Origin of the sequence: Anaerotignum sp., assembly GCF_045122575.1 — a bacterium.
In the GTDB taxonomy this organism is placed as follows: Bacteria; Bacillota; Clostridia; order Lachnospirales; family Anaerotignaceae; genus Anaerotignum_A.
This window is the reverse complement of sequence record NZ_JBGVHV010000159.1, coordinates 1-19957: the sequence shown is the minus strand read 5'-3', so window position 1 is coordinate 19957 and position 19957 is coordinate 1. Positions and strand designations below refer to the sequence as shown.

Sequence of the window (19957 nt, the reverse complement as noted above, 5' to 3'; positions counted from 1 at the left end):
CTGCGCCATGAAACGGCAAATGAGGAACATTATCGTTATCTCCATCCGGCGGAACTGAGCCTGCAGCATCGGAAGGAATGCCTTTGGAACCTGCGCCGCATCGGCTATCAGGTGGGCAGCGGCATTATGGTGGGTTCTCCCGGACAAAAAACAGAACATCTGGCGGAAGATATGCTTTTCCTGCAGGAACTGCAGCCCCATATGGTAGGGATCGGGCCATTTATTCCCCATAAGGACACGCCTTTTAAGGAAGAAAAAGCGGGTACACTGGAACTGACTCTGTTTCTTCTGGGGCTGATCAGGCTGATGCTGCCAAAGACCTTGCTTCCCGCAACAACGGCCCTGAGTACTATCCATCCGGATGGCAGAAAAATGGGGATTCTGGCGGGGGCAAATGTTGTGATGCCCAATCTTTCTCCCAAGGAGAACAGAAAACTTTATAATCTGTATGATAATAAACGCTGCATGGGCGATGAAGCGGCAGAAGGATTGGCGCTGCTGAAAGCGGAAATGGAAGAGATCGGCTATACCGTCGTTTCCGCAAGGGGAGATGGGTTGATGGAAACAGAACAGGAGGGATCGGTATGAGCTTAAATGATACACCTTTGGCAAATCGCATACATATCGGCATTTTTGGCAGAAGAAATGCAGGGAAATCCAGCGTGATCAATGCTATGACGGGGCAGAGCCTTGCCATTGTTTCTGATGTGGCAGGCACAACAACTGACCCGGTTCTGAAGACCATGGAACTGTTGCCTTTGGGGCCTGTTGTCATCATCGATACCCCCGGCTTGGACGATGTGGGAGAACTGGGGCTGATGCGTGTGCAGAAGGCTTATCAGATCCTGAATAAAACGGATATTGCCGTTGTTGTCATCGATGGTTCTGTTGGCATGACGGAGGAAGATGAAAAGATCATCGAACGGATCAAAGAAAAGAAGATCCCTTACGTTATTGTAAAAAATAAAATGGATCTGTGGGAAGGAGAAGCGGAAGAAAAGGAAAATACCATTTCCGTTTCTGCGGCCACAGGGCAGAATATTTACGAATTAAAAGAATTGATCGGAAAACTGTCTCCAAAAGAAGATGAGAGCAGAAAGATCGTCAGTGACCTTTTGCAGCAGGGGGATTTTGTGGTGCTGGTCGTGCCCATTGACTCCGCGGCACCAAAAGGCAGACTGATCCTGCCCCAGCAGCAGACCATCCGCGATGTGCTGGAAGCGGGGGCTTCTGCCATCGTTACCAGAGACAATGAGCTGGAAGAAACATTGCGCGGGCTGGGGAAACAGCCGAAGCTGGTCATTACAGACAGTCAGATCTTCGGAAAGGTTTCCAAAATCGTTCCTGCCGATGTAGAACTGACCTCTTTTTCCATTCTGATGGCAAGATATAAAGGGGATCTGGAGGCGAACGTAACAGGTGCAAGGGCGCTGGAAAAACTGCAGGATGGGGATCAGGTGCTGATTTCCGAGGGTTGTACCCACCATCGTCAGTGCGAAGATATCGGCACAGTGAAAATGCCCCGCTGGATACAGGAATATACAGGAAAACAACTGGAGTTCCATTTTACCAGCGGTACGGAATTTCCGACGGATCTCTCTGCCTATGGGCTGATCGTGCATTGCGGCGGCTGTACGCTGAATGAAAGGGAAATGAAATATCGCCTGAAATGTGCGGAAGACCAGAATATTCCCATGACCAATTACGGCATCTGCATTGCCTATATGAATGGGATTCTGGAAAGAAGCATTCATCCCTTAGGAATTTGAATGGAAAAATCACGAAATTTCCTTGAACACACAATAGAATTGTGATAAATTAAACGGAAACACGATCAGATTGTGAGATTGTGTGCAAGGGGGAATTGTTGTGGAAGATCATAAATATGATGCGTTGAAAATACAGAATCAGCTTTGTTTTCCGCTGTATGTCTGTGCGAAGGAAACCATCCGCCTTTATAAACCGTTTCTGGATGAACTGGAATTAACATATACCCAGTATATTACGATGATGGTATTATGGGAAAAGAAGCGCCTGACGGTAAAGGAACTGGGGAAGGTGCTGTATCTGGATTCCGGCACGCTGACACCGCTTCTGAAAAAACTGGAGGCAAAGGGGCTTCTGATGAGAGAACGTTCCAAAGAGGATGAAAGAAATCTGTTTATTTCCCTGACGGATGCGGGAGAATCCCTGCGGGATGAAGCCCTCCATATTCCGAAGGAACTGGAAAAATGTGTGGAGCTGGATCGGGAAGAACGGATGACCCTGTATAAGTTGTTGTATAAACTTCTGACATACGTGGAAAAAGAAGAAAAAAGCGGAAAGTGATTTTGAAAGCAGTATGGTTTATACTGCTTTTTTCTTTGAAGATTTTATGGTATGATAGCAAAATAAAATATTATGGATAAGAAATGAGGAAATCAAGTGAAGAAAGTCGTTCTTGCGGCTCTCAATGCCAAATATATCCACTCCAATCTGGCGTTGCGTTATCTGAGCCGTTTTCAGGATAATGATAAAAAACATCATATCATCACCAGAGAATTTACCATCAACCAGAGACCGGATTTTATCGTAGAGGAACTCTTCCGTATGCAGCCGGATGTGATCCTGTTTTCTGCCTATATCTGGAATGTGGAAACACTGCGCCAGCTGTGTCCGTTGATCAAAAAGGTCATGCCAAACTGCATCATTGGGTTTGGCGGTCCGGAGGTCAGCTATGAAAGTGAATCTTTCCTGCAGGACAATCCCGCAGCAGATCTGGTGCAGAGAGGGGAAGGGGAACTGGTTTTCACAAAACTGCTGGAACATTGGGATGCCGGGGTTCCTGCATCTCTGGAGGAAATCGGCAGTCTGACTTTTCGCAAAGGGGAAGAAATCATTTCTACCCTGCAGGAAGAACCTTTAGATCTGGCACTGCTTCCATTCCCTTATGAAGATGATTTCAGTGATATTCAGAATCAGATCATTTATTATGAATCTTCCCGCGGTTGCCCTTATCAATGTGGCTATTGCCTGTCTTCTGTAGAGCAGGGGGTGCGCTTTGTTCCTCTGGAAAAAGTTCTGCCTGATCTGCAGAAATTTCTGGATGCCAAGGTGCCGCAGGTCAAATTTATTGACAGAACCTTCAACTGCAGGAAAAGCCATGCCATGGCCATCTGGAAATATCTCCACGAACATGATAACGGCGTGACCAATTTCCATTTTGAAATCACAGCGGATATCATCGATCAGGAAGCCATTGATTTTCTGAAAAACGTGCGAAAAGGACTGTTTCAGTTTGAAATCGGAGTGCAGTCTACTAACCCTCATACCATTCATGCTATCAATCGAAATGTGAATTTTGATAAACTGGCTGGTATTGTGAAGCAGATCAAGGCAGGGGGAAATATTCATCAGCACTTAGACCTTATCGCAGGTCTGCCCCACGAGGATTATGCATCTTTCGGAAAATCCTTCAATGATGTGTATTGTCTGGAACCGGAACAGCTGCAGCTGGGCTTCCTGAAGGTGCTGAAGGGTTCCATGCTCCATCAGAAACAGAAGGAATACGAAATCGTTTACCACGATATGGCCCCCTACGAAGTGATGACCACCCACATGCTGCCTTACGCAGATACTCTTCGGTTGAAGTATATCGAGGAAATGGTGGAAACCTACTATAACAGCGGTAAATTCCTGCATACACTGGCCTATTTGGTGCCTTTGTACGATAGTCCCTTTGCTTTTTATGAAGCCCTGTCTCAGTTCTGGCTGGCAGAAGGCTGTCAGTATAAAGCCCTTTCCAAAATCGGTTTGTGTGATGTTCTTTGGGATTTCGTGCAGAAAAATGAGAAAGTGGATATGATCAGATTCCAGTGGGCAATGAAGTTTGATATTTCCCTTCATGAAAAGCCGAAGAAACTGCCGCAGTGGCTGAGGGTCGGCGGCAATGGTCAGGAATATGAACGCATCACAGCAAAACTGGTGCAGAAATATATCCCTTCCTATCTGGAAGTGGAAAAGAAGATCCTTATCAAAAATACGTATCTGGATGTTTTTGGGGAAGAAGCACCCAAAGCCATCCTTCTGGATTATGGCCACAGAGACCTATTGGGAAATGCAGAATATCTGGTGATTTCCATGGATGAAGTGGAAAAATTGCTGGAAGTGGAAAAGAATCGAAAATAAAAGAAAGACGAGTCAAAAGACTCGTCTTTTTTATGTTAAAAATGAGGAGGGACCATCTGCTGTAATTCATGTAGCCAGAGAAGGTTTCTGATGCACCAGCCAATCAGGCAAAGAGCGGAAATCAGCAATAGGATTGCAAAAGGTTTTATTTTCTTTTTGTCTTTTTTGCGAAAGGCATCAAAAAAGAGCAGGGCAAACAGGGCAGTCAGAATAGCAAGGACAGGGAAGATATAACCCAGCCATACGGGATGATACATGATCGCAAGAGTTTCCATAGAATTCTCCTTTCGGGAATGGTTTTCTCATTTCCAGTATAAAAGAGATCTCGCGAATGTACAAGACGGATGGAAGGATCTTACGATAATCTTAAGAATTGGAAAAGTTGGATGACAGGGAACAGAACTTTGTTATAATCGAAATATAGAGGAAAGTGTTCTGAAAATCAATGGAGAGCCAAACGGAAAAACATATATCCTTCCTTCTTCTGATGCGGTGCCGGTCAGTTATGTTCTGAAAGGCCCAATTTATCTGTTGAAACTTAAAACGGAGTATGGTGAAGCGCTGGATGCTCTCTACCATGAAGAAATATTGTATCTTCGTTTAGAGAATTTTGAAAGAGTGCATCTGCTGCGCAGTGTGGAGTATGATTTTGATACAAAGACGAGCGTATGGGGTCCGAAAGAAAAGGAAGGGGAATTGAAATGAAGAGAAAGAAACTTTTGTGCGGTATTTTAACAGCAGTTTTGATCGGTAGTCTGCCTGCGCAGGTTTTTGCAGAGGAGCGGGCGGTGTGGAAAGAAAATCAGGCGGACATCCACGTTGGCAGAACGGGTTTTCAGAATTATTATGACATTTGTTATCCGAACACAGAAAGCGGACAATTAGAATCGGATTATGTTTATGGTTTCCGTGATAGTGTCAGTCTTTTGATGATAGATGGTGGCTTTGTGCCTTTTTCCCGTATTCTGATTGATGAAAAAGGGGCAATCCATGTTTCTTTTGAAGATTTAAAAGAGCCGTTAGGATTGGAATTGCTGCAGGGAGAAGATGTGGGCGCTGTAACGTTAAAAAATGAAAATGGAAAAGAATTGGTACTGCGATATGTAGAAAGCCAGATGACAAGACTGAAAGATGAGGTTTATGTTCCTTTGCGTTTGACTGCAGAATTTTTTGGCTGCGAAGTAAAATATATTTCTGACTACCAAAAAGAATTCTGCAATGAAGAATATAGTAGTATGCCTAAAATCCATATCATTACAGTAGAAACACCACAGAATCAGGAAAAACCATATACCAGAGAAGAAGCAATGTTGATTTTGCAGGAAGCGGCTGAAGAGGTTTATGAAAGATATGTCAATACTATGCAGGCATCTGGAATGGAATATCAGGAATATGATTCTGGAGCGATCGTGGATTCCGGAAAAGAACTTGGCAGATATTTTGTCTATCAGTTAGAATCTTTTGCGGATATTCCGATTTATTTTAATCAATATACAGGAGAGATTTACAGTCAGAACCCAATGTCTACGTTGATTTCTATTTCGGATGGATTATATGGTATCAGCAGAGCATTATATTAAGAAAAAAGAAAGGCTATCTAAATAGATAGCCTTATTTTTAAGCAATTACAACTGCACAGTTGTCCAGTCTTCGCAGTTCCATACTTCTGTCACTACATCACGATAGAATTCGGGTTCGTGGCAGATGAGCAGAATGCTGCCTTTATATGCCTGCAGGGCGCGTTTCAGTTCTTCTTTTGCGTCTACATCCAGATGGTTTGTAGGTTCGTCCAGCAGCAGTACATTTGTTTCGTTGTTGATCAGTTTGCACAGGCGTACTTTCGCCTGTTCGCCGCCGCTCAGAACTTTGACCATACTTTCGATGTGTTTTGTGGTCAGGCCGCATTTTGCCAGCGCAGAGCGCACTTCATACTGGGTATAGGAGGGGAATTCCTTCCAGATCTCATCGATACAGGTCACGTTTTCGGTATATTTCTTTTCCTGTTCAAAATAGCCGGGATAGAGATAATCACCCAGAACGGATTTGCCGCTGAGGGGAGGAATCTCGCCGATGATGGACTTCAGCAGTGTGGTTTTACCGATACCGTTGGCACCCACCAGAGCGATTTTCTGGCCTCTTTCCATGGAAAGGTTCAGGGGGCGGGACAGAGGCTTATCATAGCCGATGACCAGATCTTCTGTTTGGAAGATATATCTGCCTGCGGCTCTTGCTTCCTTGAAGTTAAATTCGGGCTTGGGTTTGTCCTTCGCCAGTTCGATGACATCCATTTTATCCAATTTTTTCTGTCTGGACATGGCCATGTTTCTGGTGGCAACGCGGGCTTTATTTCTGGCAACGAAATCCTTCAGGTCTTCGATTTCCTGCTGCTGTTTGCGGTAAGCCGCTTCCAGCTGGGCTTTCTTCATTTCATAAACTTCCATGAATTTGTCATAATCGCCCACATAGCGGGTCAGTTCTGCATTTTCTACATGGTAGATCAGATTGACAACGCTGTTCAGGAAGGGGATATCGTGGGAGATCAGGATAAAAGCGTTTTCGTAATCATTCAGATAGCGTTTCAGCCATTCGATATGGTTTTCATCCAGATAGTTGGTAGGTTCGTCCAAGAGGAGGATATCGGGTTTTTCCAGCAGCAGTTTGCCCATCAGCACTCTTGTTCTCTGACCGCCGGAAAGTTCTGTAACATCTCTGTCCAGACCCAGATCGGAAAGACCCAGTGCGCGGCCGATTTCATCTACTTTGGAATCGATGATGTAGAAATCATGCTGATCCAGCATTTCCTGAATGCTGCCGGTTTCTTCCAGCAGGAAATTCATGCGGTCTTCATCGCAGTCTGCCATTTCGCCGTAATACGCGTTCATCTGTGCTTCCAGTTCGAACAGATAGGAAAAGGCAGATGCCAGCACGTCACGGATGGTCTGGCCTTTTTCCAGAACGGTATGCTGATCCAAGTAACCAACGCGGACGTTTTTGCTCCATTCGATCTTGCCTTCGTCGGGCATCAGTTTGCCTGTGATGATGTTCATAAAGGTGGATTTGCCTTCGCCGTTGGCACCAACAAAACCAACATGTTCGCCTTTCAGCAGACGGAAGGAAACATCTTTATAGATGGCTCTGTCGCCGAAGCCGTGATTCAGGTTTACTACGTTCAGAATACTCATTTGTTATCTCCTTTGGTTTGTTCTTCAATGATCTGTTCCAGAATTTTTGCTGCACCGAAATCATTGCAGTCATCTGCAATGATATCTGCTGCCTGTTTGATATGATCTTCCCCATTTGCCACGGCAACGCCGATGCCTGCGAATTGGATCATGGGCATATCGTTGTCACCGTCTCCCATAGCAAGGACATTTTCTCTTTTTAACCCCAGGACTTCGCAGAGTTTTTCCAGTGCCTTTGCTTTTGTGGCAAAAAGGGAAGTGATCTCAATGTTTTTTGTGGTGGATGCGGTAACGGAAGCTAGTCCCAGAGCCTTCAGTCTGTCCCAGATCTCTTTCCGCAGTTCCATATCTTTGAACACCAGATTGATGTTTTCCAGAACGGCATCGTTCCGTTTCATTTCATTCCAGAAATCTTCTACAGGTGTACGGGAATTTTTTATGTATGTCACATGGCTTTCCGTCAGGTTGAAGGGAGAAAGGTCATCATATACCTTTTTTGCGATATAGGCCTTGCCTTCGATGAAATATTCGGTGATGACGGGCAGTTCCCTTGCAATTTCGATGACCTCATCTACCGCTTCCGGAGTCAGATAGTTTTCGATGATATTTTTTTGTTCTACTGCATCGTAGATCGTTGCGCCATTGCTGGTGATGACGTATTTCAGAAAGGGCAGTTCCTTGATTGCCTGCGGAACCGTACCAAAAGGGCGCCCTGTGGAAGGAACGAAATAGATACCCAGTTCGTCCAGTTTTTTCAGTGCAGCGAACAGACGCGGTGTGATTTCTTTATTTTTATTCAGCAGCGTACCATCCAGATCGGACGCTACCAGTTTGATATTTTTCATCATGATTCACCTGCCTAATATTTCTATTTTATCAGAGAAGAGGAGGAGAAAGCAACCTTTATCCGAGTTGTAAGAAAATTTGTCTGAAGATTTCTGGGCTGACTGAATAGCTGTAGAAAAAAGGACCGTGAATTTGTAGATTCTGTCAAATTTTCTGTGTGCAAATTGCCTTAAAAACAGTAGGGGGTTTTGTGATTGTATACGAAAATGCACAAAGGGGAATTGACAGGAAAAATGATTGTTGCTATCATTTTAAGTGTGATTTCCGGAAACGTTTCCAGTAACGTTTCCGAGAATACAGTTTTTGTTTTCCGAACAAAAGAAATGAGGTGAGGACTGTGACGATCAAGGATATTGCAGAGCGGTGTGGTGTCTCTGTCAGTACGGTTTCACGAGTCCTGAATGACCATCCTGATGTCAGTGATGCTGTCAGGGAAAAAGTCATGAAAGTGGTGCAGGAAGTACATTATGTACCTAATAACAGTGCCAGAGATCTGGTCAAGCCCCAGTCCAACACCATTGGTTTGGTGGTTCGTGGTATCGGTAACCCCTTCTTTTCACAGGTGATCCATTCTATCGAAAAGGCAACGAGAGAAGCTGGCTATACACTGGTTTTCCATCAGATTCCCAGTGGTGAGGATGAAATTGCTGCAGGGGCCAGTCTGGTGCAGTCCAAAAAGCTGAGAGGGCTGATCCTTCTGGGGGGCTGTTTCGATTATTCCAGAGAGCAGATCGCTGTGCTGAAGGTACCCTATGTATGCTGTACCTATTCCAATAGTTTTGGTGGCCTGAAAGAGGGCACATATTCTTCTGTCACTATCAATGACCAGAAAGAAGCCTATCGTGCAGTGGAGCTGCTGATCCGTCAGGGGCATAAGAAAATTGCGCTGCTTCTGGATTCCAAACAGGATCGTTCTATCAGTGAACTTCGTTATAAAGGATATCGGCAGGCGCTTGCTGATTATGATATCTTTTTTGATGAAGAGCTGGTGGAGGAAACTGGAAAATTTGATATGGAATCTGCTTATGAAGCCATGCGCCGTCTGATTTGGCGCAGAGATGATTTTACAGCGGCTTTTGTCATTGCCGATTCTATGGCAGTGGCGGCGATGAAGGCTCTTGCCGATGAAGGGTGGCACGTACCAGAAGATTGCTCTGTGATTGCGATTGATGGTATTCAGATGTCTGCTTATACTGTCCCGACACTGACTACACTGGTGCAGCCTTCAGAGGAACTGGGTACAGATTCTGTCCGTATCCTTCTGGATATGGTAGAAAATAAGGCAGGAAACTGCCACATGGAACTGGAAACATCCCTCAGAGAGGGTGGTACAGTTCTGCAGAACAAATGATTTTTATATCCGGATGAAGGGATATGAAAATAAAAAAAGAAAAAATAAAGAATGAAAGGGAGATGTAACATGAAAAGATTTATCGCACTTATGATGTCTCTGGTTATGTGTGCAGGTCTGGCTGCTTGCGGCGGTTCTGATACAGCAAGCGACGATACAGCATCTGTATACTACCTGAACTTCAAACCCGAACAGGATGCACAGTGGCAGGAACTGGCAGAAGTTTACACAGCAGAAACAGGCGTGCCTGTAACAGTTGTAACAGCAGCATCCGGTGACTATGAAACAACACTGATGGCAGAAATGGGTAAATCCGATGCACCAACTCTGTTCCAGGTAAACGGCCCTGTTGGCCTGAAAAACTGGATCGATTACTGCTATGATCTGTCTGGCTCTGAAGTATATGGCCAGCTGACAAGCGATGCTTTCGCTCTGAAAGCAGAAGAAGCAGTAGCAGGTATCGGTTATGTAATCGAATCCTATGGTATCATCGCAAACAAAACTCTGCTGGAAAAAGCAGGTCACTCTGTAGATGAAATCACATCCTTTGAAGCACTGAAAGCAGTTGCAGAAGACATTACAGCTCGCCAGGCTGAACTGGGCTTCGCAGCATTCTCTTCCGCAGGTATGGACGGTTCCTCTGACTGGAGATTCAAAACACATCTGGCTAACCTGCCTATCTACTTCGAATATCAGGCAGATGGTATCACATCCACAGACGCGATCAAAGGCGACTACCTGGATAACTACCGCGCAATGTGGGATCTGTACATCAATAACAGCACATGCGCACCCGCAGAACTGTCTGCAAAAACAGGTGATGACTCCAGAAACGAATTCCTGGCTGGTGAAGCAGTATTCTTCCAGAATGGTTCCTGGGAATACTCCAACCTGGTTGGCGAAGGCAAATTCGCAGCAGAAGATCTGGTTATGATCCCCATCTATGTTGGCGCTGGCGATGAAGCAAATCAGGGTCTGTGCACAGGTACAGAAAACTACTGGTGTGTAAACGCAACAGCATCCGAAGCTGACATTCAGGCTACACTGGACTTCATGAACTGGTGTGTAACAAGTGAAGTTGGTACAACAGCAATGTGCGGCGGTGAAGGCGCAATGCCTTCCGGCAACCCCGGCATGGGCTTTGTAATTCCTTTCCAGGCAGCAAAAGAATCCGCTAACGTATTCGTAGCACAGGATGCTGCAATGACAGCAGCAGGCAAACTGCCTGTATCCTGGAACTTCACAACAATGCCTTCCGAAGAATGGAAAAACGGCGTTGGCTCCGCTCTGACAGCATATGCAGCTGACCAGACAGACGAAAACTGGGCAGCAGTTGTTTCCGCATTCGTTGATGGTTGGGCAACAGAATATCAGCTGGCTAATGGCTAATATTTTTGCTTGATAAGTTTTCTTACAAAAGATAAAAGGATGGGGGAGCAGTGATGCTCCCTCATTTTTATGAGAAAGAACATTTCCTGGAAATTCGAAAAGAAAGTGAGATGAACTACCCGTGGAAAAAGCTTTAAAAAGGTGGTTTCCTATATTTGTGGCGCCTACTTTGGCTGCCTTCTGTGTAGGGTTTATCTGGCCCTTCCTCCATGGTCTGTATCTGTCTTTCTGCCAGTTTACAACGGTAGATAATGCAAGATTTGTGGGTGTGGAAAACTATATGAAAGCCCTTGCAGATACATCCTTTATCGATTCCTTCTGGTTCACAGTTGCTTTCGTGATCGTGGCAACACTGATCATCAATGTGACAGCCTTTGCCATTGCACTGGCACTGACAAAAGAACTGAAGGGTACAAACATTTTTCGAACAGTATTCTTCATGCCAAACCTGATCGGGGGTATCGTTCTGGGGTATATCTGGCAGACACTGTTCAATGCGATCCTGATGAAAATGGGTGAACCTCTGCTGGCACTGAATACACAGGCCGGTTACTGGGGTCTGATCATTTTGCTTTGCTGGCAGCAGATCGGTTATATGATGATCATTTATGTTGCAGGTCTGCAGAATGTACCTCCTGATCTGATGGAAGCAGCTTCCATCGACGGTGCAAGCAGCTGGCAGACATTGTGGAAAGTAAAACTGCCAATGGTAATGCCTTCCATCACGATCTGTCTGTTCCTGACGATTACAAACGCATTCAAACTGTTCGACCAGAACCTGTCCCTGACAGCAGGTGACCCTGCCCATACGACAGAAATGATGGCACTGAATATTTACTATACCTTCTACGCCCGTGCCGGTGCAGCATGGAAGGGCATCGGTCAGGCGAAAGCAGTTGTATTCTTCATTCTGGTTGTTATCATTGGTCTGACACAGCTGAAAGCAACACGTTCCAAGGAGGTGCAGCAGTAATATGAATCAATCAAAAAAATCTATGTGGAGCACCATTGGTACTGTGTTCTTTTCCGTTATCTGTGTGCTTTACATGTATCCTATCGTGATGGTAGTGCTGAACTCCTTTAAGAAGGAAACAGCCATCACTACCGCAACAACATTTGATGTACCCACAGCCGAAACATTTGCTAGTTTGTCCAACTATGTCAGCGCGCTGGGCGCCCAGGGCTTCCTGCAGAGTTTCCTTTACAGTGCATTCATTACAGTATCCTCTGTGGCACTGATCCTGCTGTGCTGCTCCATGTGTGCATGGTATATCACAAGAGTAAATTCTAAATTGTCCAAACTGATCTATCTCCTGTGTGCATTCTCCATGGTGGTACCTTTCCAGATGGTAATGTTCACTCTGTCCCAGACAGCGGACAGCCTGAGCATTTTTGGTCTGCGCTTCAACACACCCTGGACCATTTGCTTCATTTATCTGGGCTTTGGCGCAGGTCTGGCAGTATTTATGTTCTCCGGCTTTGTAAAATCTATTCCTCTGGAACTGGAGGAATCGGCAATGATTGACGGCTGCAATCCTCTGCAGACATACTTTAAAGTAGTATTCCCTCTGCTGAAACCTACCATGATTTCCGTAGGTGTTTTGGAAACTATGTGGGTATGGAATGACTACCTGCTGCCTACACTGGTTCTGGATATCAAGAAGTATCGAACGATCCCCATGCTGATCCAGTATTTCCGCGGCAGTTATGGTCGAGTAGAAATGGGACCCATGATGGCTTGTATCGTTATGACTGTCCTGCCTGTAGTTATCATCTATCTGCTTGGTCAGAAGCATATTATCAAAGGCGTACTGGCGGGTGCAGTGAAAGGTTAAGGAGGATTGGCTATGGAAAGAAGTTCCGGCATTCTGATTCCGATTTCTGCATTGCCTTCTCCCTATGGTATCGGTACCCTTGGCAAGGCTGCCTATGATTTTATCGACTTTCTGGTGAAAGCCGAACAGAAATGGTGGCAGATCCTTCCCGTAGGCCCTACCAGTTACGGGGACTCTCCTTACCAGAGTTTTTCCACCTTTGCAGGCAACCCTTATTTCGTCGATCTGGAGATCCTTTGCAAAGAGGGGCTTCTGGAACAGGCAGAAATCGATGCTGCCGACTGGGGCAGTGACCCTGTGAAAGTGGATTATGAGAAAATCTACAATAGCCGTTTTGTCCTGCTGGAAAAAGCAAAACAACGCGGCTGGGATAAAGATGCAGAAGAAATCAATCAATTTACAGAAGAAAATAAGAGCTGGCTTCCTGATTATGCCCTTTATATGGCACTGAAACGCCATTTTGGCATGAAGGCATGGACAGAATGGGAGGATGAAGATATCCGCCTCAGAAAAGAAGATGCTTTGGAAAAATATCGTCAGGAACTGGCTGAAGATATCGAATTATTTGAATATATCCAGTATCTGTTCTTCAAGCAGTGGAACGCTCTGCGTGCTTATGCAAAGGAACAGGGCATTGGTATCATTGGGGATATGCCTATTTATGTGGCGATGGATTCTGCCGATGTATGGGCGGAACCTCAGTGGTTCCAGCTGGATGAAAAGAATGTACCTCATGAAGTTTCCGGTGTGCCTCCTGATTACTTCACTGCTGACGGTCAGCTCTGGGGTAATCCCCTCTATGACTGGGGTGCCATGAAGGAAGATGGATACAGTTGGTGGATCAGACGTATTGGCGGTGCGGCAAAACTTTATGATGTGATCCGTATCGATCATTTCCGTGGTCTGGAAAGCTACTGGGCAGTGCCTTATGGTGATACCCATGCCAGAAATGGTCATTGGGTGAAAGGACCCGGTATGGATCTGGTCTCTGTGCTGAAAAACTGGTTCCCCAATGTGGCATTTATTGCAGAAGATCTGGGTTATCTGACCCCCGAAGTACAGCAGTTACTGCAGGATTCTGAATTCCCCGGTATGAAGGTGCTGGAATTTGCCTTCGATTCCCGTGAACCCAGTGACTATCTGCCTCATACCTATACACCCCATTGTGTATGCTATGTTGGCACCCATGATAATGAAACTGTGATGGCATGGAAAGATGCCGCAGCCCCCGAGGATATCGCTATGGCAAAAAAATACCTCGGTCTGAATGAGGAAGAAGGTTTCCACTGGGGCGTCATCCGTGGCGGTATGAGTTCCGTAGCGGAACTGTTTGTGGCACAGATGCAGGATTTCCTTGCCCTTGGCGGGGAAGCCAGAATGAATACCCCCAGCACATTGGGTGGTAACTGGCAGTGGAGACTGACGAAAGGGCAGATCACAGAAGAACTGACCCTTAAAATCGCCGATTTAACGCGGCTTTATGGAAGGAGCAACAGAAAATGGCAAGCGTAACGCTGAAAAATATTAAGAAAATTTATCCTCATGCACAGAAACAGAAAAAGAAAAAAGGCGAACCCGAAAAGAAATCCAATCTGAAGATCACAGATAAAGGTGTGATCGCTGTTGAAGATTTCAATCTGGAAATCGCTGATAAGGAATTCATCGTACTGGTTGGCCCTTCCGGCTGCGGCAAATCCACAACACTGCGTATGGTAGCCGGTCTGGAGGAAATCAGTGAAGGGGACCTGCTCATTGATGGCGTAAGAGTGAACGATGTATCCCCTAAGGACAGAGACATTGCGATGGTATTCCAGAGCTATGCCCTGTATCCTCACATGACAGTATACGATAACATGGCGTTCTCTCTGAAAATGAGAAAACTGCCTAAGGAAGAAATCGATCAGAAGGTGCGTGAAGCGGCTGAAATTCTGGATATCACACAGTATCTGGATCGTAAACCCAAAGCTCTGTCTGGCGGTCAGCGTCAGCGTGTAGCCATCGGCCGTGCCATCGTTCGTAATCCTAAGGTTTTCCTGATGGATGAACCTCTGTCCAATCTGGATGCAAAGCTGCGTAACCAGATGCGTGCAGAAATCATCAAACTGCGCCAGAAGATCGATACTACATTCATCTATGTAACTCATGACCAGACAGAAGCTATGACACTGGGCGACAGAATCGTTATCATGCGTGATGGTGTAGTTCAGCAGATCGGTACCCCTCAGGAAGTATTCGATCACCCCGCAAACAAATTCGTAGCAGGCTTCATCGGTATGCCTCAGATGAACTTCTATGATGCGGAACTGGTGAAGGAAGACGGCAAATATGCCGTTGTTCTGGATGGTGCAAAAGTTGTTCTGTCTGATGACAAACAGGCAAATCTGGCAAAGAAAGACGTACAGCCTCAGTCCGTAACACTGGGCGTTCGTCCCGAACATCTGCTGCTGAAAGGCGATGCCAGCCAGATGATCCATGGTAAGGTAGATGTAAGCGAAATGATGGGTTCTGCCATCCACCTGCATGTGGATGCCTGCGGTCAGGATTCCATCATGATCGTGCAGATGAATGACATTCATGATGAAAATCTGGATTTCTCCATCGGCGCACCCGTTTCCTTTACATTCCGTGGTAAAAACGTAAATATCTTTGATAAGGAAACAGAATTGAATCTTGAATTTTGATAAAAGCGGAGAAAAGTTGACGAAGCTGACGGTTTCATGGAAACTGCTTGCAGGAGCAGAGAAACCGTCAGGAGGCAATAGGTTTGCGGAGCAAACCAAGTTTTAGCCTCGCAGAGGCTAAAACTTCCTTTTCATTGAAGTTAATCTCTTCCACATAAATGGCGGTGGGATCTGTCTAAACAGGTTCTGCCGTCATATTTTTATGGAAAAAGAAAAGCAGATATGATATGCTAAAAGCAGAATGAATGGAGGGATGAATATGGTTTTTACACCATTTGCAATTAAAGATGTAGAACTGAAAAACCGCTGGATCATGCTGGCGATGCATACAGGCTTTGCGGAAGGAAATGCTCTGACTGAGCGTGACTATGCATACTACGAAGAAAGAGCCAAAGGTGGCGCGGCGGCTGTGACCTGTCTGTTGGCAGTCAACGAAGCAGGTGCATTGAAGGGGATGTACGATGCAGAAACCGTGGACAAAGAGAGTCTGAAAACACTGGCAGAACGTGTTCACGCCCATGACTGCAAACTGATTGTGCAGCTGTTCCACTGCGGCAGAAATGAAAGCGCGAAAAATCACGGCGATAAGCCGCTGCTGGCACCTTCTGTAGTGCCTTCTCCTATCTTCCGTACAGAACCACAGGAAATGACAGCGGATGATCTGGCAGAAACAAAGAACGCCTTTGCTAACGCAGCGGCTCTTTGTAAGGAAATCGGTGCAGACATGGTGGAAGTCAGCGCATCTGCTGGCTATCTGCTTTCTGAATTCTTCTCTCCCATCACAAACCTGAGAGAAGACGAATATGGCTATAAAAATGAAAATGGCGTGAAATTCCCTCTGGAAGTGCTGGCGGAAATTAGAAATGCCGTAGGGGATCATCCTGTTCTGGTGAAGGTTTCTGCAGCCCAGATGGTGGAAGAAGGCTATGAACTGGTGGATACCGTACGTTTTTGCAAAAAAGCGGAGGATGCAGGTCTCATCGATGGTGTCACTGTAACAGGCGGCTGGCATGAATCTCCTATCGAACAGATTTCCTACCATGTGGCGAAAGGGGCATACGCTCCCTTTGCAGGCATCATGAAGAAATATCTGTCTGTTCCTGTTATCGCATGTAACCGTATTCAGGATCAGGAAACAGCAGAACGTATTCTGGAGGAAGGTCTGTGTGATTTCTGCGGCAGTGCGAGGGCATTCCTTGCTGATCCTGCCTTTGCCAATAAAATGCAGGATGGCAAACCTTATCTGCCCTGTCAGGGCTGCAATAAATGTATTGCGGCTGTCTTGAAAGGTGAGGAAGTATTCTGTGCTTTCAACCCAGAAGCTGGCAAGGAACATTTTGAAAATCAGCGCAGAAAAATTGCCACAAGAAAAGAATGTGTTGTTGTGGGCGGCGGCCCTGCCGGGATGCAGGCGGCGAAAAAAGCGGCAGAGCGCGGCTTCAAAACAACGATTCTCTGTAAGGAAAAGGAACTGGGCGGTCAGCTGAGACTGGCGGCACTGCCCCCCAAAAAAGGCGATTTGCTGAAATATATCGATTATATGAAACATACGCTGGAAGAACTGGGCGTTGTCATCCTGACTGAAACAGAGGGCACGAAGGAATTTGTTGCAGAAAAAGCACCTTACTTTACTGTGATCGCTTCCGGCAGTCTGCCTGAAAAAATGCCCATCGAAGGTGTTCCCGATGAAAAATATTTCACAGCGCAGGAAATCCTGCAGATGCCGGAAGAAAAGGTACTGGAACTGCTGGAAGGCGAAGGTGTCATCCTCGGCGGTGGTGCAGTTGGTCTGGAAACAGCGGCATATATGATGGATAAGATAGAAGTCAAAGAGGATGATTATAAACTTAAGATTATCGATAAGGCAAAGAAAATGGGTATGGATCTGGGTGCCATGGCAAAACCTTTGCTGGCGGATCTGAAAAAGAAGCGGGTCAGCTTCCTGACCACCACACAGCCTACCCTGATGGAAGGCAGAAAGCTGTATGTAAAAATCGGGGAAATGCCCATGTTCGTTTCTGCGGATTATGTGATCTGGGCTGGCGGCGGCGAATCCTATGTGGATAGCGAACTGACTATGTGGCTGATGGATGAACGTATGAGTTACGCCATCGTGGGCGATTCCAATGAAGTAGGGGACGGCGGTCATGCCATCCATGATGCCTACGATATTTTCACAAGAATGTATCTGGCATAAGAATTTTGTGTACATTGTATTCTTTTTGGCTGTAAATGAAATATTTTTCAGCAGATATTGTCAAATGAACCATATTGTGCTATATTGAATACAAGTGTGAAATAATTGCCAAAGTGTGTGTTTTTCGGCTTGGCAATGAAATAAATACTGGAAAATTCAACCATTTTTCTATGAAAGGAAGCGGAATTTATGGATTTTATCAAAAGAACATGGGCAGAAGTAGATCTGGACGCACTGGATTACAACATCAAGAGCATCAAATCTAAAATGGCTCCCAAACACAAAGTAATGGGTATCGTTAAAGCTGATGCATACGGCCACGGTGATGGTTTTGTAGCAAGAAAACTGCAGGCTGGCGGTTTCGACTGGTTTGGCGTTTCCAATATCGAAGAAGGCATCAGCCTGAGAAATGAAGGTATCACAAAACCTATTCTGGTTCTGGGCTATACACCCGCTGACTGTGTAAAAATCATGTCCGACTACAGCATCACAAATGCCATCGTTGGTATGGAACATGCAAAATCCCTGCAGGCTGCAGCGGAAGCAGCAGGTGTTGTTGTAGAAGGTCACATCAAACTGGATACAGGTATGACACGTGTTGGTTTCCAGACAGACGAAGTAAACTTCGGTCAGTCCTTGGCAGATATCATCGAAGTAAGCAAAATGCCTAACGTAAAAATCACAGGCATTTTCACACACCATGCAGTAGCTGACTCCTACACAGACGATCACCCTGATTTCACAAAAATGCAGTTTGAACGCTTCGACAGAATGGTAGCAGCTCTGGAAGGTATGGGCATCAATGTAGGTCTGCGTCACTGCGCAAACTCCGCAACAACAATCGCTTATGCTGAAAGACATATTGATATGTGCCGTTCCGGTATCATTACATACGGTATGCTGCCCTCCGGCGAATGCGAAGGCATGATCGACCTGAAACCTCTGATGACAGTAAAATCCACAATCGGTCTGGTGAAAAAAGTTCCCGCTGGTTCTCAGCTGTCCTACGGTAGAACATACACAGCAGAAACAGAAAGAGTGATCGCTACAGTTCCCATCGGTTATGCGGATGGTTACAGCAGAGCACTGTCCAGCAAAGCAAACATGATCGTTAACGGTCACTATGCACCCGTTGTTGGCCGTGTTTGCATGGACCAGCTGATGATTGACGTTACAGGTATCCCTAACGTAAAAATGGGTACAGAAGTAATCGTTGTTGGTACAGATGGTGATAAGCACGTTACATTTGATGATCTGGCTGCGATCCTGGGCACAATCAACTATGAACTGCCCTGCGTACTGACAAAACGTGTTCCTCGTGTTTACAAAGAAAACGGTGAAATCGTTGGTATCGTAGACCACGTTCTGCACCAGTACAAATAATTAAAAAAATCAAGAGAGGCGAAATGCCTCTCTTTTTTTGCACAAAAATAATACCCTCGGTTGACCGAGGGTATTGTTTTTAGAAACCATAGTATTCGTATTTTTTTACAAAGCAGAAACCGGTTGTACCGGGGCCTGTATGAGAAGAAATGGTTGCGCCGATCTGGAAGGGGGGCAGATATTCCATGCCGGGAGCTGCCTCTTTCATTTTTTCATAGAAATCATCCACGTCATCCCAGATGGTATTTGTGCCGGGAGTTGCGATATATTCAGCAGGATTTTCGCCTGTTTCCTTGAAATGTTTTTTTGTTACATCTGCAATCTGTGTCAGACCTTTCTTTCTGGCACGGCAAACGCCGCCAACGCCGATTTCACCATCTTTCAGAATGATGATGGGTTTGATTTTCAACAGACCACCGGAAAGAGTAGCCAGTTTACCGATACGGCCGCCGACTTCCAGATAGCTCAGGTCGCCAACCATAAAGTGGATGCGGGCATCTACACGGGCCTTTTCCACGTAGGAAAGAACATCATCCAGAGATTTGCCGTTTTTCTGCATGCGAGCCATTTCCATCAGAAGCAACATCTGCGCCCCTGTTGCCACCCAGGAGTTGATCACTTCGATTCTTGCATTGGGGAAGTCTTCTTCCAGCATGGATTTTGCGGTCATGGCAGACTCCTGAGAAGCTGTCAGGCTTCTTGTCATGGTCAGGCAAAGTACATCCTTACCTGCTTCCAGCGCAGGACGGAAAGCATCGATGTAATCCTGAATGGAGGGCAGGGAGGTTTTGGGATACCCCTTTTCCTCTGTCATAAAGTGGAAGTAATCATCCAGAGAAATTTCTAAAATTTCTTTATAATAGTTTTCATGGTCGATAGATACATAAAAAGGGATCAGCTGAATATTCAGTTCTGCGGCTTTTTCA

17 protein-coding genes are annotated in these 19957 nt (G+C 45.7%); 13 read left to right on the top strand and 4 right to left on the bottom strand.

What is annotated here, in order from left to right:
• The 4 genes from hydE to ACJMLT_RS07745 form a co-directional block, all read left to right on the top strand.
• On the top strand, window positions 1-588 hold a 588-nt coding region (gene hydE / locus ACJMLT_RS07760; protein ID WP_405729012.1), incomplete at its 5' end, for a [FeFe] hydrogenase H-cluster radical SAM maturase HydE.
• A complete protein-coding gene (hydF, locus tag ACJMLT_RS07755; protein ID WP_405729009.1) occupies window positions 585-1769 on the top strand; it encodes a [FeFe] hydrogenase H-cluster maturation GTPase HydF in 1185 nt (394 codons plus the stop codon). The genes hydE and hydF, both read left to right, overlap by 4 nt.
• Before the next feature lie 94 nt (window positions 1770-1863).
• A complete protein-coding gene (locus ACJMLT_RS07750) occupies window positions 1864-2328 on the top strand; it encodes a MarR family winged helix-turn-helix transcriptional regulator (RefSeq protein WP_405729015.1) in 465 nt (154 codons plus the stop codon).
• A 96-nt stretch (window positions 2329-2424) separates the two neighbouring features.
• Window positions 2425-4167 (top strand): B12-binding domain-containing radical SAM protein, encoded by a 1743-nt coding sequence (locus ACJMLT_RS07745; RefSeq protein ID WP_405729006.1) that lies wholly within the window; start codon window positions 2425-2427, stop codon window positions 4165-4167.
• A 35-nt stretch (window positions 4168-4202) separates the two neighbouring features.
• On the opposite strand, the gene ACJMLT_RS07740 is transcribed toward ACJMLT_RS07745, so the two are convergent.
• On the bottom strand, window positions 4203-4442 hold the full coding sequence (locus tag ACJMLT_RS07740) for a hypothetical protein (protein WP_405729003.1): 240 nt from the start codon (window positions 4440-4442) through the stop codon (window positions 4203-4205).
• A 513-nt stretch (window positions 4443-4955) separates the two neighbouring features.
• On the opposite strand from ACJMLT_RS07740, the gene ACJMLT_RS07735 reads away from it, so the two are divergent.
• Window positions 4956-5747 carry a hypothetical protein gene (locus ACJMLT_RS07735; protein ID WP_405729000.1) on the top strand — a complete coding sequence of 264 codons (792 nt, stop codon included), beginning with the start codon at window positions 4956-4958 and terminating at the stop codon, window positions 5745-5747.
• A 45-nt stretch (window positions 5748-5792) separates the two neighbouring features.
• Here the strand turns inward: ACJMLT_RS07735 and ACJMLT_RS07730 are convergent, their stop codons facing one another.
• Complete coding sequence (locus ACJMLT_RS07730; protein ID WP_405728997.1) at window positions 5793-7349, bottom strand: ABC-F family ATP-binding cassette domain-containing protein; 1557 nt, start codon at window positions 7347-7349, stop codon at window positions 5793-5795.
• Complete coding sequence (locus ACJMLT_RS07725; RefSeq protein ID WP_405728994.1) at window positions 7346-8197, bottom strand: Cof-type HAD-IIB family hydrolase; 852 nt, start codon at window positions 8195-8197, stop codon at window positions 7346-7348. The genes ACJMLT_RS07730 and ACJMLT_RS07725 overlap by 4 nt, the downstream gene beginning before the upstream one ends.
• 335 nt (window positions 8198-8532) lie before the next feature.
• On the opposite strand from ACJMLT_RS07725, the gene ACJMLT_RS07720 reads away from it, so the two are divergent.
• The 8 genes from ACJMLT_RS07720 to alr all read left to right on the top strand — a co-directional run bounded on the left by ACJMLT_RS07720 (window position 8533) and on the right by alr (window position 19031).
• A complete protein-coding gene (locus tag ACJMLT_RS07720; protein ID WP_405728991.1) occupies window positions 8533-9546 on the top strand; it encodes a LacI family DNA-binding transcriptional regulator in 1014 nt (337 codons plus the stop codon).
• A 69-nt stretch (window positions 9547-9615) separates the two neighbouring features.
• Entirely contained in the window at window positions 9616-10935 is a 1320-nt protein-coding gene (locus tag ACJMLT_RS07715) for an ABC transporter substrate-binding protein (protein ID WP_405728988.1), read from the top strand.
• A gap of 121 nt (window positions 10936-11056) precedes the next feature.
• Window positions 11057-11908, top strand: a complete 852-nt coding sequence (locus tag ACJMLT_RS07710; protein ID WP_405728985.1) for a carbohydrate ABC transporter permease — start codon at window positions 11057-11059, stop codon at window positions 11906-11908.
• A 1-nt stretch (window position 11909) separates the two neighbouring features.
• The gene (locus tag ACJMLT_RS07705; protein WP_405728982.1) at window positions 11910-12770 is read left to right on the top strand and encodes a carbohydrate ABC transporter permease; all 861 of its coding nucleotides are present in this window, start codon (window positions 11910-11912) and stop codon (window positions 12768-12770) included.
• A gap of 12 nt (window positions 12771-12782) precedes the next feature.
• Entirely contained in the window at window positions 12783-14282 is a 1500-nt protein-coding gene (gene malQ / locus ACJMLT_RS07700) for a 4-alpha-glucanotransferase (protein ID WP_405728979.1), read from the top strand.
• Window positions 14270-15451, top strand: coding sequence for an ABC transporter ATP-binding protein (locus ACJMLT_RS07695; protein WP_405728976.1), 1182 nt, complete (start codon window positions 14270-14272; stop codon window positions 15449-15451). Before malQ ends, ACJMLT_RS07695 begins: the two co-directional genes overlap by 13 nt.
• A gap of 259 nt (window positions 15452-15710) precedes the next feature.
• Window positions 15711-17648: an oxidoreductase gene (locus ACJMLT_RS07690; protein WP_405728973.1), complete on the top strand. Its 1938-nt coding sequence runs from the start codon at window positions 15711-15713 to the stop codon at window positions 17646-17648.
• A gap of 189 nt (window positions 17649-17837) precedes the next feature.
• A complete protein-coding gene (gene alr, locus ACJMLT_RS07685; RefSeq protein ID WP_405728970.1) occupies window positions 17838-19031 on the top strand; it encodes an alanine racemase in 1194 nt (397 codons plus the stop codon).
• A 79-nt stretch (window positions 19032-19110) separates the two neighbouring features.
• Here the strand turns inward: alr and ACJMLT_RS07680 are convergent.
• On the bottom strand, window positions 19111-19957 hold an 847-nt coding region (locus tag ACJMLT_RS07680; RefSeq protein ID WP_405728967.1), incomplete at its 5' end, for a DegV family protein.

Excerpts from the sequence above, each read along its gene's own strand:
- ACJMLT_RS07690 (WP_405728973.1), top strand. The coding sequence starts at position 15,711 with ATGGTTTTTACACCATTTGCAATTAAAGATGTAGAACTGAAAAACCGC.
- hydF (WP_405729009.1), top strand. The coding sequence starts at position 585 with ATGAGCTTAAATGATACACCTTTGGCAAATCGCATACATATCGGCATT.
- ACJMLT_RS07705 (WP_405728982.1), top strand. The coding sequence starts at position 11,910 with ATGAATCAATCAAAAAAATCTATGTGGAGCACCATTGGTACTGTGTTC.
- malQ (WP_405728979.1), top strand. The coding sequence starts at position 12,783 with ATGGAAAGAAGTTCCGGCATTCTGATTCCGATTTCTGCATTGCCTTCT.
- ACJMLT_RS07725 (WP_405728994.1), bottom strand. The coding sequence starts at position 8,197 with ATGATGAAAAATATCAAACTGGTAGCGTCCGATCTGGATGGTACGCTG.
- ACJMLT_RS07695 (WP_405728976.1), top strand. The coding sequence starts at position 14,270 with ATGGCAAGCGTAACGCTGAAAAATATTAAGAAAATTTATCCTCATGCA.
- alr (WP_405728970.1), top strand. The coding sequence starts at position 17,838 with ATGGATTTTATCAAAAGAACATGGGCAGAAGTAGATCTGGACGCACTG.
- ACJMLT_RS07730 (WP_405728997.1), bottom strand. The coding sequence starts at position 7,349 with ATGAGTATTCTGAACGTAGTAAACCTGAATCACGGCTTCGGCGACAGA.
- ACJMLT_RS07740 (WP_405729003.1), bottom strand. The coding sequence starts at position 4,442 with ATGGAAACTCTTGCGATCATGTATCATCCCGTATGGCTGGGTTATATC.
- ACJMLT_RS07715 (WP_405728988.1), top strand. The coding sequence starts at position 9,616 with ATGAAAAGATTTATCGCACTTATGATGTCTCTGGTTATGTGTGCAGGT.